At 34.6% G+C, this 15,782-nt stretch carries 11 protein-coding genes, 1 pseudogene and 1 riboswitch; of the genes and pseudogenes, 6 read left to right on the plus strand and 6 right to left on the minus strand.

Annotated features, from left to right (window positions below):
* Positions 1-207: 207 nt before the first annotated feature.
* The 4 genes from CHSO_RS00850 to CHSO_RS00870 all read left to right on the plus strand — a co-directional run bounded on the left by CHSO_RS00850 (position 208) and on the right by CHSO_RS00870 (position 4,858).
* Positions 208-1,848: an RHS repeat domain-containing protein gene (locus CHSO_RS00850; protein WP_045491319.1), complete on the plus strand. Its 1,641-nt coding sequence runs from the start codon at positions 208-210 to the stop codon at positions 1,846-1,848.
* A complete protein-coding gene (locus CHSO_RS00855; protein ID WP_045491321.1) occupies positions 1,845-2,465 on the plus strand; it encodes a hypothetical protein in 621 nt (206 codons plus the stop codon). The genes CHSO_RS00850 and CHSO_RS00855 overlap by 4 nt, the downstream gene beginning before the upstream one ends.
* Positions 2,466-2,728: 263 nt before the next feature.
* Positions 2,729-4,384 carry an RHS repeat domain-containing protein gene (locus CHSO_RS24825; RefSeq protein ID WP_052480453.1) on the plus strand — a complete coding sequence of 552 codons (1,656 nt, stop codon included), beginning with the start codon at positions 2,729-2,731 and terminating at the stop codon, positions 4,382-4,384.
* A 3-nt stretch (positions 4,385-4,387) separates the two neighbouring features.
* The gene (locus CHSO_RS00870; protein WP_045491325.1) at positions 4,388-4,858 is read left to right on the plus strand and encodes a hypothetical protein; all 471 of its coding nucleotides are present in this window, start codon (positions 4,388-4,390) and stop codon (positions 4,856-4,858) included.
* A 353-nt stretch (positions 4,859-5,211) separates the two neighbouring features.
* Here CHSO_RS00870 and CHSO_RS25270 read toward each other — a convergent pair.
* Positions 5,212-6,128 (minus strand): annotated as a pseudogene (locus CHSO_RS25270) (IS982 family transposase).
* Positions 6,129-6,237: 109 nt separating this feature from the next.
* Between CHSO_RS25270 and CHSO_RS00885 the strand changes: the two are divergent.
* On the plus strand, positions 6,238-6,489 hold the full coding sequence (locus CHSO_RS00885) for a hypothetical protein (protein WP_045491329.1): 252 nt from the start codon (positions 6,238-6,240) through the stop codon (positions 6,487-6,489).
* Positions 6,490-6,801: 312 nt separating this feature from the next.
* On the opposite strand, the gene CHSO_RS00890 is transcribed toward CHSO_RS00885, so the two are convergent.
* A complete protein-coding gene (locus CHSO_RS00890) occupies positions 6,802-8,295 on the minus strand; it encodes a RagB/SusD family nutrient uptake outer membrane protein (RefSeq protein ID WP_045491331.1) in 1,494 nt (497 codons plus the stop codon).
* A gap of 17 nt (positions 8,296-8,312) precedes the next feature.
* The gene (locus CHSO_RS00895; protein ID WP_045491333.1) at positions 8,313-11,249 is read right to left on the minus strand and encodes a SusC/RagA family TonB-linked outer membrane protein; all 2,937 of its coding nucleotides are present in this window, start codon (positions 11,247-11,249) and stop codon (positions 8,313-8,315) included.
* 83 nt (positions 11,250-11,332) lie between these two features.
* Positions 11,333-11,429: riboswitch (SAM riboswitch) on the minus strand.
* A 244-nt stretch (positions 11,430-11,673) separates the two neighbouring features.
* Between CHSO_RS00895 and CHSO_RS00900 the strand changes: the two genes are divergently transcribed.
* Entirely contained in the window at positions 11,674-12,081 is a 408-nt protein-coding gene (locus CHSO_RS00900; protein WP_045491335.1) for a type II 3-dehydroquinate dehydratase, read from the plus strand.
* Between the two features lie 119 nt (positions 12,082-12,200).
* Here the strand turns inward: CHSO_RS00900 and pckA are convergent, their stop codons facing one another.
* The 3 genes from pckA to fabD all read right to left on the minus strand — a co-directional run bounded on the left by pckA (position 12,201) and on the right by fabD (position 15,738).
* Entirely contained in the window at positions 12,201-13,817 is a 1,617-nt protein-coding gene (pckA, locus tag CHSO_RS00905; protein WP_045491337.1) for a phosphoenolpyruvate carboxykinase (ATP), read from the minus strand.
* A gap of 127 nt (positions 13,818-13,944) precedes the next feature.
* The gene (locus CHSO_RS00910; protein WP_045491339.1) at positions 13,945-14,850 is read right to left on the minus strand and encodes a GYDIA family GHMP kinase; all 906 of its coding nucleotides are present in this window, start codon (positions 14,848-14,850) and stop codon (positions 13,945-13,947) included.
* A 12-nt stretch (positions 14,851-14,862) separates the two neighbouring features.
* Positions 14,863-15,738: an ACP S-malonyltransferase gene (gene fabD, locus CHSO_RS00915; protein WP_045491341.1), complete on the minus strand. Its 876-nt coding sequence runs from the start codon at positions 15,736-15,738 to the stop codon at positions 14,863-14,865.
* Positions 15,739-15,782: the final 44 nt, after the last annotated feature.

The raw sequence follows: 15,782 nt of genomic DNA on the forward strand, positions 1-15,782 counted from the left end.
TATTATCTTTTGTCAAAGTATATAAAATTCAATACAAACAGAATATTTTTATTGACACAATGATAAATGGCTGCCTTGTTTTTGAGGCAGCCATTTTATATAAAAAATCACCAAAAAAAGCGGTGGTTAAAAAATCTAATATGGAATATAGATTATAAATTGGGATTATTTTCAAGCTCTTTCAGTGGAATACTGAATAAATAGTAATTGCTGTTCGGTACAAACGGAGTGTTGTTTGGAAGATCAAAAACAGGGAAGTTTACTGTTGCTTTCCAGTATGGATTAACTTCAATGAGGCAACAAGTGACATATGGTGGAAATTTCGGAAGCGATCAGGAAGGTCAGTTCACCAAATTCTATAGTGAAGATGGTAGTTTTGAGGTGGTAAAAAATAATGCCACAGGCCAGGAAAAACATATTCTATACATTGGGGGAACTCCTTATGAAAGTAATATTGTATATTTAAAAGATTTTACACAGAGCAGTGGTTCTTATACATTTTTACACAAAGATTACATCGGCAGTATCCTTGCCATAAGTGATGAAGCAGGAAATAAACTGGAACAAAGACACTTTGATGCATGGGGCAACTTCACTCATCTACAGATTGGGAATGGAGCAATTATGACAGACCATGATGCTATTCTGAGTGCAGCAAAGAATCTCATCATTGACAGAGGATATACTTCTCATGAACATTTTATGGAAGTAGGAATTATCCACATGAATGGTAGATTGTACGATCCTTTATTGAGACGATTTTTAAATGCAGATGACAACATCCAGGACCCTACCAATACCCAGAATTATAATAAATATGGGTATGTAATGAACAATCCACTGATGTTTAACGACCCGAGTGGAGAATTTTGGGAAGCAGGTCTTTTCCTTACCATCTTAGCATACGCTATACCAGCAGCAGCTATTGGGGCTGCCATAGGAGCAGCCATATATATTACATTTGCTACAATAAATAACAATTTTTCTTTAGGAGGATTTGCCAGATCTATTTTAGTTGGTGCAGCTACTGGAGCGATTTCAACGGGAATAGGACAAGTTTTCATTGCCGCAAGCGGTTTTTGGGGAGGAGTAGGAGTAGGAGCTCTAACAGGTGCTGGAACAGGAGGTGTTACAGCATTAATTACTGGTCAGAATTTCCTTGAAGGAGTTTTAAAAGGAGCAGTTATTGGTGGTGCTGTAGCTGGAGTAAGCTGGGTAATAAATGAACTTACTAATAATTATGAATATCAAGTTAATGAAATGCCAGCCAATAACAATAATACATTGCAGAGTGGTACAAAAGCTGACTTCTCTTATGATACAGTAAAAAAAATTGACCAAACAAGATATAAAGGACAATTGATTAGAGGTTCTTATAAAATTGTTGACGAGACGAGTGACTTGAGCCCAAAACTTGTGTCGGAAGGTTATACCTTTGATAAAACTTCCGGTTTATTAGACGGTCCAAGAGGAAAAGCCTATGGATTAACAGAAAGCCTTACAAATAAAGGGAAATTGGTTTGGCAAAGAATATACCTTCCCAAAGGAACCTTTGTGAGTTTAGAGCAATTGGATTTAACCATGGGACATGAAATTTTTCATTCTATTTTAAACAATGCAAGGCTATTTGAAACCTATACCCTGGGTGCTACTAATGCCAAACACTATGTTCATGAACATTTTACAGCTAAATGGGAAAATGCATATGTTAAGTTTAGAAATTGGAAGACATTAAATTTGAATGTAATGAATCTCGATGATACCGTTTTATCTGATATAGGACTTAAAGGGCTAATAAATAAAATTACACCAATTTTTAATAATTATTTAAAAAGTACGCTGAAATGAAAAAACTTCTTTTAATGATTTTCTTTGTATTCATTTCATGTAAAGAAAACAATAAAATAGACTTCTTATTAAAATATAAATCTGATAAAAAGTATATTAGTTTATATTTTAATAATAATACAAATAATGATCTAATATTTTTAATACCAAATACACTTATTTTCGGAGATAAAAATTATAAATCTTCACCATCAACATTTGGTACAAAAGAAGAAGGTTTTCCAATTACTGTTTATGCAGAAATTATAAAAAACCAGCAAAATTCTTTTTATCAAAGAAAGCTAGACAGTATTTTTAATCAATATGTAATTGAAAACGAACTTTCAATAGATAGTAAACATGAAAGCCAAAACAATGTTATATTAATAAAAAGAAAAAGTAGTTTAAAAATAAAGTATAAATTATTTGTCAAAAATAATTTTGAAAATGGCTTATATATTAGTCATTTCAAACAAAACTATTACCCATATAATAAAGCTTTAAAAGGTAACTTTACTGATTCAGAATATTTACGAAGATTTTCCAAACTCAATTTTGGAAAATCAAAGTTTGTAGCCCAGCCTGTAATAGAAGACAGTTTAATATTAAAACTCTCTAGCAAAGATATTACTAATTAAAATCCATTGTGCGTTATAAAGTAAGAAAATATACTTATGAAAGTTTTATTAGAGTTTTACCAAATAAAAAAACTGATAAATTCAATACAAACAGAATTTTTTTTAACACAATGATAAATGGCTGCCTCAAAAATAAGGCAGCCATTTTATATAAAAAAAACTACCGCAAAGCGGTGGCTAAAAAATCAAATCTAATATGGACTGTAGATTATAAATTGGGATTATTTTCAATCTCTTTCACTGGAATACTGAATAAATAGTAATTGCTGTTCGGTACAAACGGAGTGTTGTTTGGAAGATCAAAAACAGGGAAGTTTACTGTTGCTCTCCAGTATGGATTAACTTCAATGAGGCAACAAGTGACATATGGTGGAAATTTCGGAAGCGATCAGGAAGGTCAGTTCACCAAATTCTATAGTGAAGATGGTAGTTTTGAGGTGGTAAAAAATAATGCCACAGGCCAGGAAAAACATATTCTTTACATTGGCGGGAGACCTTATGAAAGTAATATCATATATTTAAAAGACTTTACGCAGAGCAGCGGTTCTTATAGATTTTTGCATAAAGATTATATCAGAAGTATTCTCGCCATCAGTGATGAAACTGGAAATAAGCTCGAACAAAGGCATTTTGATGCCTGGGGTAATTTCACTCACCTGCAGATTGGAAATGGAGTAATTATGACAGACCGGGCTGCCATTCTGAATGCTGCAAAGAATCTCATCCTTGACAGAGGATATACTTCTCATGAACATTTTATGGAAGTTGGTATTATCCACATGAACGGAAGATTGTATGATCCATTATTGAGACGATTCTTAAATGCAGATGAAAACATCCAGGACCCTACCAATACCCAGAATTATAATAAATATGGGTATGTAATGAATAATCCATTAATGTTTAATGACCCGAGTGGAGAATATTTTGAAGCAGGTCTTTTTCTTACTATCTTAGCATATGCTATACCAGCAGCAGGTATTGGGATTGGTATAAGTGCAGCTATATATATTACACTGGCTACAATCAATAACAATTTTTCTTTAGGAGGTTTTGCCAGATCTATTTTAGTTGGTGCTGCTACTGGAGCTATTTCAGCGGGAATAGGACAAGTTTTCGTTGCCGCTAGCGGCTTTTGGGGACCTGTAGGTGTAGGAGCTCTATCTGGTGCAGCTACTGGAGGTGTTACAGCATTGATTACGGGACAGAATTTTCTTGAGGGAGTTTTAAAGGGAGCTGTGATGGGCGGAGCTTTAGCTGGAATGGGATGGATAATTTCAAAAACAGTAACATATTATAGATCCAAAACTCCCAATGCAATTACATCTACGGAATTACAAGCTGCAGGACATGATTTATCAGATAATAATTTTAATGATTATTATACTAATGATCAGCAAGTACAAAATGATTTTAACAGGACTACAGGAGATTATCAAGCTTCTGTAGATAACATTAATACTGAATATAAGGTTGCAACAAATCAAAATCTACCAAAAGGAAGTAGTTTGTCTTCTTGGAAGCAAATTATAACAAATGATCCAAAAGAAGCTGGATATGTATTAGGATATACAACAAATAGAAATAAAAACTGGTGGGATTTTATGATTAATGGAGAAAAATCAACAGTACTTATCGCACCCAATCTTGGATTAAAAAGTGATGTCATTAAGCAAGCAGTGTTTGGACATGAATACATCCACGCCTATCACCGATACCTTGGTTTGAGAGCAATATATGGACGTAAATATTCAGATTATACAGAATCATCTGCATATCATTTTACAATTAATCTAGTAAAAGCTCATGGCCAAGATTATAGTGGATTTTTTAACCAATTTTATAATTATGGGGGCAGGTTTCCGGGAATTTTTAACTGGACAGATGCCATAAAAAATATTGTTAATTTTAAAAAATAAACTATGAAATATTTTATATGGATATTTTTCTTTCTTTTATTAAACTGTAAACAAGAAAAAAATAAAATAAAAGATGATGAAATTATAAAAATAATTTATGAAAACAATCAAATCGTAAATAATATAACTGATAACTTTTATATTCTTGACAACAGGTTTAAAGAACCTGGTAAGCATAATCTAATGATGACATCTCAAGAAATTAATATTATTAAGAAAAAAATTATTAAGGAAGAAATATTTAAATTAGATGATTCTTTAACATTTGTTGAATTATGCAAAAGAGGTTGTTTGTCTGAAATTACAATAGTATATAAATCTGGTAGAAAGCAACATTTTATTTTTGATAATTATAATTATCAAAGTAACTTTAGCAGTGACTCTTATAGAAGGATTATAAGCTTAGAAGAATTAATTGCACAAATAATGATGAAGAAGAAATTTGATCCAGAACCAATAAACGTACATTTCTAAACAAAAAATAAATTTACTTTACAAAGCCCCCCGCTGCACAAAGTATCCAGGCTTCGAGCAAATAAATAAAGTAATTTATAAACATTCTCCAAAGTTAGGAGATGTCGGAGAGCAGCGTTCTTTAGCGAAAGTGATTTTTGTATCATCTTTTCTCAAGGTATATAAAAATTCCATACAAACAGAATATTTTTATTGACACAATGATAAATGGCTGCCTCAAAAATAAGGCAGCCATTTTATATAAAAAAACCACCGGAAACGACAGGCCAATTAAATCCAGCATCAGTCGCAAGAGCAACTCAAATTAAGCAAATTTTAAAAACACATTTTTAATTAAATAACCTGAGTTCGGTTTAAGCAAAGTTAAAAAATAGTTGACCGTCATTTACCTTTTTCAAGTTGAGTGACGGTTTCTTTGGAAAGAAACAATATGCTGTTAGTCCTCCCAAAATATTTATTATAAAATTGTTCACACTTCGGTGTCTGGTGTGCTCAACCTGACAATGATTCTTCAATTCGTCATTTATGGTTTCAATGATAGCTCTTTTTCTGAGCAAAATTTTGTCTTCCATTGTCATGATATGATTTTTCATATTCTTTCTAAGTTTTGTAAAAAGCTAGATTCCATCTGCAAAAAGCATCTCCCACAAAGCTTTTGAGAGATATCCTTTATCGGCAAACAATTTTCCAAACAGTTGCTGAGCCATCTTCTTGATATGCTTTGGATTTCTATCGTCCACATTTCCTTTCGTCAAATAGAAAGATAAAAGTTCTCCTCTTTCATTGCATATCAAATGTAGTTTGAAACCGTAAAACCAACCCATTGAAGACTTTCCGCGTTCTGCCAAACCTTTGAAAATTTTATGATTATGTATTCTTTGATTTCTACACACTTTCAAAGTTGTACTGTCCATAAAGCTGATTCCTGTGCATTTTCCAGGCATTTCTCTTTTAAGAATAAACCAAAAACAACAAAATATCTTTGTTGAAGCTCGATAAACCTGTTATAGGAAAGTCTGTTGGGAAACAGATCTTTCCAATATCCACAAACGATTTCCTGATAATAATGTTTAAACGTTTTGTGGGCTCCTAAATGAAAGCCTATCATAATTGTGATAATTTCAGAATTAGACATTTTTGAATTTCTGTTTCTTCTTTTCTTGCTGTCTCCCAAGGCCTCCAGCTTTAATTTTTTAATTTGAACATCAAACTCTTTACAGAAATCATCAATTTGTACAAAAATATTTGTAATTTGGTCTTTCAAATTCATAGCAATAAATCGTTTAAATATTTGAATGTCAGAAACTTAAATATACGAATTATTGCTATTTTTTACAAAGTTTATCTCAATTATTATCCCGAACTCAGGTTAAATAACAATGAAAATTAAAATAACAATTCAAAATTGTAGTAATGAAAAAATGACTATAACAAAAGAGCCTGAGGCTTTAGAGTCATTTATTAATTCAAATGATGAAATAGAAGTAGAAACAAACGAGCAAGAAGAAAATATATATTTGAATGTTGGAAAAAATGATGATGGAACTATTTATATTCAAATATGGGATGCTCCAAATACAGAATATACTATTTACCACAAGGGTGAAAATATGTTTAAAGAGTATTTATGAGTTTACAATTAATGATCCTAAAAATTTTATAAAGGCATTTTCCCCCGCGGCTCAAAGTCCGGAGACTTTGAGCCAATAAATAAAAGCAATTCTATAAACGTTCTCCAAAGTTGGGAAACTTCGGGAGCAGGGTTCTTTGACGAAAGTGATGCTTGTATCACCTTTTCTCAAAGCGTATAAAGGGTTCAATACAAACAGAATATTTTTACTGATAGAATGACAAATGACTGCCTTATTTTTAAGGCAGTCATTTTATATAAAAACCACCGCAAAAGCAGTGGCTCAAAAAATCAAATCTAATATGGACTGTGATTATAGATTGGGATTATTTTCAATCTCTTTCAGTGGAATACTGAATAAATAATAAGGACTGTTCGGAACAAACGGAGTCTTGTTCGGAAGATCAAAAACAGTATGTCCTTTCCCATCAACGGTTTTGACAGTTCCGTTTGGGGTTGTTATCTGAACTTTGATTGGTTTTCCTTCCGCATCTGTAAACGGTTTTCTTTCCACAGTTCCCTGCGTTCTGATAATATCGGAAAGTGAGAATCCTTCTCCAAACAATTCTTTTCTTCTTTCAATTAAGATTTCCTTTACCACATCATTCTGTGCCAATGATCCTGTATAAGCATCAGCATTTCTGGCAGCTCTTAACTGATTTAAAATGGTTACCGCCTGAGCTGGGTTTCCGTTTCTTGCTTCAGATTCTGCTTCAATCAGGTACATTTCAGCTGCTCTCATATACACAATATCTGCGATAAGTGTTGGCTTAAACTTGAACTTAGCATATCTCAGCAATCCTTCTCTTCCCGGAAGGCCATCCCATGAGAATAATTGAGATCTGATATCATTGGAATCAAACAGTTTTTTAAAATAAGGATCTGCCATAAAGCTGTAATAATAACTTCCCGATGAAGATACATCCAGATAATGGAAAGCATAACTTGCATCTGACATCTCCTGGGTTTGTGCATGTCCCCAAATCCACTCTCCATTATTAATGTCATTGAATCCTTCTTTATACTTTTCCGGAGTCATCAATGCAAAATTTTCTCTTGCTGTTTTTGCCGCTGCTGCAGCCTTACTCCATTCTCCGGTATTCAGATATACTCTTGCAAGGATACCGTTCACTACATTGCGGTTAATCTTATCCTTGTTATTTCTTGTATAATTCTTCAATAGGTTATCCGCATCTGTAAGGTCACTTTTAATTAAAGTATAAACATCCTCCAGGCTGGATTTTTTCTTTGCAACACTACTTGTTGTGGAAGGTTCCGTATAAATGGGAGCCACCAATGCCGACTTGTCTTTAAGGTAACTGAATTGATAAAAGCTGGCAATATTCAGATAACAGAAAGCACGTAATGCTTTTGCCTGACCTTTTACCTGGTCTTTTTTTGCCTGCGTTCCCTCTGTAGCATCAATTTTAGCAATAACATTATTCATATTATTGATGGTGGAATACAACATTGTCCAGATAAATAATGGACGGCCTACTGTATTGTTCACCATTTCCGTAAAATCATAAGTAGATGAGAAACCATATTTATTGGTTAATACCGCTACATCACTTCCCATGGCATCACTGGCTCTTAAAACAGTTGAATATCCGATGTTCGCAAAAGTCGTTCCATCATTATTGAATTTTGCCCAGGTTCCGTTGATAACCGTTTCTGCACTTTCAGCCGTTTTGAAAACTTCTACACTGTTGGCCTGATCTGTAGGAGCGGTATCCATTTCACTTTCACAACTTGAAAGTGACCATAATCCTAGTAAAGCAAAAGATAAATATTTTAAATTTTTCATTGTTCAAATTTTAAAAGTTAGAATGTTGCCTGAAGACCAAAAGTAATGGTTCTCATCGCCGGATATCTGTAATACGTTGTTCCGTCCAGCGCCTGCTCAGGATCCATTCCTTTATGTTTATAGAAAGTCAGAAGGTTTTCCGCCTGCACATAAATTCTGAATTTCTTTAACCCAATAGTTTCAAAATAATCCGATGGCAGTGTATATCCTAAACTTACATTTTTAAGTCTCGCATAGGTTCCTGAATAAAGGAATCTTGTAGACTGCGAAGTCCAGTTATTCGTTTTCGTGCTTAAAGCAGGAACATCTGTATAAGGATTTTCCGGAGTCCATCTGTTTAGCATTTCTGTACCCCAAGCACGTCCACCTAAGTTTCCGCTATGTAGAATGGAAGCATAATCTGTATCCAGAATCTTTCCGCCTATTTTAAACGTTAGTAAGGCTGAAAAATCAAAGTTTTTATAATTGACACTTGTACTCACTCCCCCTGTTAATTTAGGTAAAGCAGAACCTTGTAAAATCTTCGTAGCCTTAGCATATTCTGAAGTGGTTCCTTCTACCAGATTTCCGTTAGCATCCTTCGTAATTGTTTTCCACAATGGCTTTCCGTTACTTGGGTCTACCCCAGCCCATTCCTGAAGGTAAAAATCATATACAGAACCTCCTAAGTTTAACTGTTTAGTTGTTCCTACAACAAGTGGCCCTCCAGGTAATTTTGTAATTTTATTATTTAAAGTACTCAGGTTAATGTCAACATTCCACTGGAAATCACTCGTTTTAATAGGCGTTGTGAACAATGAAAATTCAAAACCTGTATTCTTTATGGTTCCAACGTTAGCTGGATAATCACTAATCCCTAAAGATGGTGCTACTGGCACATTAAACAGGAGATCTTTACTTTGTCTTTCAAAATACTCCACGTTACCTTTAATTCTGTTATTAAGAATCGCAAACTCCAAACCTACATTCAGGTTAAGGTTAGTTTCCCACTTTAGATTAGGAGTTCCCACTTTTTCCAGAGTTGTTCCAGGTTCACCGGCAAGAGGAAAGTTTTTATATAATTCCTGATAGGCATAATACAGTGCTGAACCATTTGGTTTCTGTAATTTATCATTCCCCTGACCTCCGTAACTTGCACGTAATGTCAACAGATTGAAGAAATCCAGATTTCTGATAAATTCTTCGCTTGAAAGCTTCCACGATCCTCCTACAGACCAGAACGTACCCCATCTGTTTTCATTTGCAAATCTTGAAGAACTGTCTGCTCTTGTTGATGCAGATAAGAAATATTTATTGTCAAAATCATACTCAACCTTTCCAAGGAAACTTAATAAACTTAATTTATCACTTTTACCTCCAAAACTTACTAATAGAGAGGCTGCATCAGGCTCATAATAGTTAGGCAATGAAAAGCCTTGTCTGCTACCGGAAATGATCTGGTAATCATATTTATAAAATTCATGACCCCCCAATACATTAATATGGTGTTTTCCAAATCTCTTATCGTAAGTTAAAATATTACTGGTGGTATAAGAAAGGGTTCTGCTATTGGATTTTGATACAGAACCACCTGTCTCTTTTCCTTGGCCAAGAACCGGATTTGTATAATAATGTTCATTATAGCTAACTAAATCAACAGAAAAGCTTGATCTAAACTTCAGTTCCGGAAGGAATGTCAATTCTATAAACCCTTTTCCTGAAAAGTTATCAATCTTATTTTCATTTTTATCCAATGGTAAGCTTGCTGCCTGATTTTGATTCTGAAGTGCTGCAGTAGGTCTGTATTTTCCAAAATCATAAACCTTGTTTCCTTCAGCATCCAAGACATAAGAACCATCAGGATTTCTTTCATAATAAGGATAGAAAGACGGAACTACTCTTGCTGCCTGAATAATATTACTTGATTTAGAATCCGAAGAAGTTGGAGCCTGCTGAATACTGTTGGTATAACTTAAATTAACCCCAACATTCAGCCAGCTTTTAACCTCAGAATTAAGCTTTAATCTTGTATTATATCTTTTAAATCCCGATTCAATCGCCATTCCTTTATCATCCAGATATCCTAATGAAAAGAAATAGTTACTTTTTTCACTTCCCCCACTAATGTCCAGATCTACCTGATTTCTGGAAGCCACTCTCTGTAGAATATCTCTCCAGTCATCATTCCATAAAGCTTTTGCTCCAGGTAATAATTTTCCGTCAGTTCCTACAGGTTTTGGATAATTAGCTCCATAAGGATTAACTCCTAAATTAGAAATAATATTGTCTGTTGCCATTTGACCTGCCTGTTGCGCAGATATTGAACCTGATTGATATCCGTTTCTCATGGCTTCCCAATACAATTGGAAATACTGGTCTGTGTTAACCTTCTCGTAATCTTTTACTGCTCTGCCTGAGAATCCCTGACTGATATTTAGATTTACTCTGGCTTCCCCTTTTTTACCTGACTTTGTGGTAATGATAATAATACCGTTCGCTCCTCTTGAACCATATAAAGCACTTGCTGTAGCATCTTTCAGAACACTGATCGATTCTATATCGTTAGGGCTGATTGCATTGATATTTCCATCAAAAGGAATTCCATCCACAACATATAAAGGCTCACTGGAAGCACTTACCGAACCTACTCCTCTGATCCTGATCGTAGAAGTTGCCCCAGGCTGTCCTGAAGCACCAGTAACCTGAATTCCGGGTACCTGACCTTCCAATGCTTTCGTTACATTGGTGACAGGCCTGTAATTGATTTTATCGCTGGAAATAGTGGCCACTGAACCGGTATAGCTATTTCTTTTTGCCTTACCATAGGCAACCACAACTACTTCATCAATTTCCTTTTCTTTAAGTGTATCTTTTTTCGGTTTGGAATTCTGTGCACTTACACTTACAATTCCCAGGAAAAATACTGCAACTGGCGGAATCCAAACTTTAGAGTTAAATATATTTTTATTAATCATAATCAATTTTGTTTACCATATATTAAAATTTAGCCCTTTGCCGAAAAGTCAGCAAAGGGCATCGATAAATACGATAAACCAAATGCTTATTTTTCCTTTAAAGGCTGAATGTAACACCTTACACAATGCAGGTTGTTAAGATATCTTAGGGTCAGTTCCCTCCATCTTTCTTTATAAGCCGATCGAAATATGGTTGCAAAGCTATAAACTTTTAGTCTATAAAACAAGTAGACTTATCATTTTTTCATGATAATTTTTCTAAAATTAACATAAGTTTTTATTAAAAGCCATTACAAAAAGGGCTTTCATCAATTATCATTTTAACAAACATGACAAATATCATTATTAATAATTCAATAAAGAAAAGCAGTGAATTGACAGAAGTTTTTGATTTTTAATCGAAAAAACTTTTTAATTTTATAGAATGAAAGTTTTGATTATAAATGGACCTAACCTTAATCTCTTAGGTACCCGCGAACCTGAAATCTATGGAACTGTTTCTATGGAAACCTATCTGGACAACTTAAAATCTGAGTTTCGTGCTCATGAATTAAGTTATTACCAATCCAATATTGAAGGAGAGCTTATCAACAGGCTTCAACAGGATGATTTTGACGCAGTGGTGATTAACCCCGGAGCGTTCACCCATTACTCCTACGCTATCGCTGACTGTTTAAAGAACATCAGAAAACCTAAAGTAGAAGTTCATATCAGTAATATTTACAAAAGAGAAGAATTCAGACAAAAATCTGTTACTGCCGCCAATACCGATGCCGTTTTATCCGGTTTTGGAATGGAAGGATACAGATTAGCTATCCTTAGTTTAAAATAAATTCCTACAAATTTCACAGATGACACAAATTTTTCATTTGTGAAATTTGTGCTATCTGTGGGAAATACAAATAAAAAAGCCTCATCAATGATGAGGCTTTCTATTTATATAATATCTGATTAGATAGTTTGTTCCTGTAATTGAGGCCCGGAAGAGATCAATCTCTTACCTTCTTCAGTATTACAATACTGCTCAAAGTTCTTGATATATCTTGCAGCAAGATCTTTTGCTTTTTCTTCCCATTCTGAAGCATTTTCATACGTATCTCTAGGATCTAGGATCCCTTTAGAAACATTTGGAAGTTCAGCAGGAATTTCAAGGTTCATGATTGGAACCTGAACTCTAGGAGCGTTATCAATAGAACCATCAATGATTGCATCAATAATAGCTCTTGTATCTTTTAGAGAAATTCTCTTACCAGTACCATTCCAACCTGTGTTGACTAAATATGCTTTAGCTCCGTGTTCTTTCATTTTTCCGATCAATGTTTTAGAGTACATTGTTGGATGTAATGTAAGGAACGCTTCACCAAATGCCGGAGAGAAAGATGGCTGAGGCTCAGTAATTCCTCTTTCAGTTCCTGCTAATTTAGAGGTATATCCGCAAAGGAAATGGTATTGAGCCTGATCTTCATTCAGGATAGAAACCGGAGGAAGTACTCCGAATGCATCTGCTGAAAGATAAACGATCTTCTTCGCATGCCCAGCCTTAGATGGCAATACAATCTTATTGATATGATAGATTGGATAAGAAACTCTTGTATTTTCAGTGATAGATCCGTCAGTATAATCCGCTACTCCATCATGTACTACTACGTTTTCAAGAAGTGCATCTCTCTTGATTGCTCTGAATATATCCGGTTCTTTTTCTTCTGAAAGGTCAATTACTTTAGCGTAGCATCCACCTTCATAGTTGAATACTCCGTTGTTATCCCAACCATGCTCATCATCACCGATAAGGTATCTTTTCGGATCTGCTGATAAAGTCGTTTTACCTGTTCCTGAAAGACCAAAGAATAAAGCGACATCCCCTTTTTCACCTACATTAGCTGAACAGTGCATAGAAGCCATACCTTTTAATGGAAGATAATAGTTCATCATCGCGAACATCCCTTTCTTCATTTCACCTCCATACCAAGTACCTCCGATGATCTGTAGTTTTTCAGTAAGGTTAAACATAACGAAGTTCTCAGAGTTCAATCCTTGAGCTTCCCAGTTAGGATTTGTTGTTTTAGAACCATTGATTACTGTGAAATCTGGCTCTCCAAAGTTCTCAAGCTCAAAGTGAGAAGGACGGATAAACATATTCGTAACAAAATGTGCCTGCCACGCTACTTCCATGATAAATCTTACCTTAAGTCTTGTATCTGCATTCGTTCCACAGAATGCATCTACAACATAAATTTTCTTAGCTTCTGAAAGCTGATTCATCACTAGTTCTTTACAAGACCCGAAAATCTCTGTTGTCGTTGGTAAATTTACTTTACCATCCCAGAAAATTGTATCTCTTGTAACATCATCCTGAACAATATATCTGTCTTTAGGTGAACGACCTGTGAAAATTCCTGTTTTTACTGATACCGCGCCCGATTCTGTAAGTTCCGCTTTCTCAAACCCCTGATTTTCAGGAGAAACTTCAGCCTGGTATAATTCTTCATAAGATGGATTACACACTACTTCATAGTTTCCTTTAATCCCTAATTTCTCTAAATCATGGATGATTTTAGTGTTTTTCATTTTACTTATATTTTCTATTTCTTTATTGACTTCAACAAAAATAATATTAATTATTTGTTAAAGGTGGTTTAAATATACTGATATAAGTCAGAATGACAAATAAAAAAACGGACGTGTAAAATACTGATTATAAATTAATTAAATCAGCCCATTCAAAAATAGTAGTAAAACCTTTCTCCCAAAAATAGTCTTTAAAGCCCCCAAATTTGGCACTCATCACGAAATCTCCGCCCCAGGCACCTAAACTTTTGACAAATACAGGGCAGTCTGAAAATATTTTTTCTTTAACTGTAGGAATTTCAATAAAATCGGAAATTTTACGCTCATGAATCATCATTAACTCAGAAAAATTTTCCAATTCATTGCATAATAAAATTTTCTTTGTGATATCTGAAAATTCATTAACCAATTCCTGAGACTTCTTTTTTGATTTATAAAGGTTGATTCCTTCCCGGCTATCTTGTTTCTGATTTAAATGAATAAAAATCAGTTCATTTTTAAAGGATGGATTAAAATCTACCCTCTCATATCTGATCTCCGGTTTGCTCTGAAAAAGAATTGCAGACTTTTCTTTGGCAACCGCAATATCATAACCGCTGCCTCCTAAACTGATTGTATTTAAGTAAAATGGATCAATATCCGACCATTCTGCAAGGTTGTTCATTAATGTAGAACTGCTTCCAAGGCCAAAATCAGCCGGAAATTGAAGATTGGTTTTTAAATGGTAAGTAAAATCGTTTTTGAATTTTATAGCAGAAAGCTGCTGAACGTTCTTTAGTGTCTTGACAATAAATTCAGCGCTTGACGGAATATTGGTTTCCAGAATTTGCCATGTCTTATAATCAATGACAGCTTTTAACCAGGTTCTGTTTTGATGAAGGGCTTCCCAAAGAATTAAAGATTGGTTATCATCTTTTTCTTCAAAGAAAAGCTCTTGTCCTAGCTTGGTAGGTACCGCTAAGACAAGAGCTCCATCAATTGCGAAATATTCTGAAGTAAGCATAAGCTTGCCCGGTGAAAATATCGCGCTCATATTTTTTATGAATTAGATTGCAGAAGCAGAGTCTACAGATCCGTCAATTTTTTTAATTAATCCCTGAAGGGTTTTTCCTGGGCCTACTTCTATGAAATTAGATGCACCATCTTTAATCATATTCTGTACAGACTGAGTCCATTTTACAGGGCCTGTAAGCTGATCGATAAGATTTTGTTTAATCTCATCAGGATTCGTTACTGCTGTAGTAGTGATATTCTGATATACAGGAATAGTAGCTTTTCTGAATTTTGTATTTTCGATAGCAGCTGCTAATCTTTCCTGAGCCGGCTGCATCAATGGTGAATGGAAAGCTCCGTTTACCGGTAATAATAATGCTCTTTTTGCTCCAGCTTCTTTTAATTTCACACAAGCTTCTTCTACTGCAGAAGTTTCTCCTGAAATTACCAATTGCCCCGGACAGTTATAGTTTGCCGGAACCACGATTCCATTGATCTGTGCACAGATTTCTTCAACTTTAGCATCTTCAAGACCTAAAATAGCTGCCATAGAACTTGGATTAGCATCACAAGCTTCCTGCATTGCCTTGGCTCTTTCAGAAACCAATTTCAAACCGTCATCAAAAGACAAAACGCCATTAGCGACCAATGCTGAGAACTCTCCTAAAGAGTGTCCTGCTACCATTTCAGCCCCAAGACCGTTTACTGCTTTTAATGCTGCTACTGAGTGTATAAAAATTGAAGGCTGGGTAACCTCTGTTTTCTTAAGATCCGCATCCGTTCCGTGAAACATAATGGAAAGAATATCGAAACCTAAAATTTCATTGGCAGATTCCATCAGATCTTTAATATCTTTTCTAGAATCATACAATTCTTTTCCCATTCCTACGAACTGAGAACCCTGCCCTGGAAATACAAGTGCTTTCATGTATTGAATTAAATATTATGCAAATATAACTATAATGTTAACAA

Source organism: Chryseobacterium sp. StRB126 (genome assembly GCF_000829375.1).
In the GTDB taxonomy this organism is placed as follows: Bacteria; Bacteroidota; Bacteroidia; order Flavobacteriales; family Weeksellaceae; genus Chryseobacterium.

Bases quoted from the DNA above. Each gene is read 5' to 3' on its own strand.
- CHSO_RS00855 (WP_045491321.1), top strand. From the start codon at position 1,845: ATGAAAAAACTTCTTTTAATGATTTTCTTTGTATTCATTTCATGTAAA.
- CHSO_RS00870 (WP_045491325.1), top strand. From the start codon at position 4,388: ATGAAATATTTTATATGGATATTTTTCTTTCTTTTATTAAACTGTAAA.
- CHSO_RS00885 (WP_045491329.1), top strand. From the start codon at position 6,238: ATGAAAATTAAAATAACAATTCAAAATTGTAGTAATGAAAAAATGACT.
- CHSO_RS00890 (WP_045491331.1), bottom strand. From the start codon at position 8,295: ATGAAAAATTTAAAATATTTATCTTTTGCTTTACTAGGATTATGGTCA.
- CHSO_RS00895 (WP_045491333.1), bottom strand. From the start codon at position 11,249: ATGATTAATAAAAATATATTTAACTCTAAAGTTTGGATTCCGCCAGTT.
- CHSO_RS00900 (WP_045491335.1), top strand. From the start codon at position 11,674: ATGAAAGTTTTGATTATAAATGGACCTAACCTTAATCTCTTAGGTACC.
- pckA (WP_045491337.1), bottom strand. From the start codon at position 13,817: ATGAAAAACACTAAAATCATCCATGATTTAGAGAAATTAGGGATTAAA.
- CHSO_RS00910 (WP_045491339.1), bottom strand. From the start codon at position 14,850: ATGAGCGCGATATTTTCACCGGGCAAGCTTATGCTTACTTCAGAATAT.
- fabD (WP_045491341.1), bottom strand. From the start codon at position 15,738: ATGAAAGCACTTGTATTTCCAGGGCAGGGTTCTCAGTTCGTAGGAATG.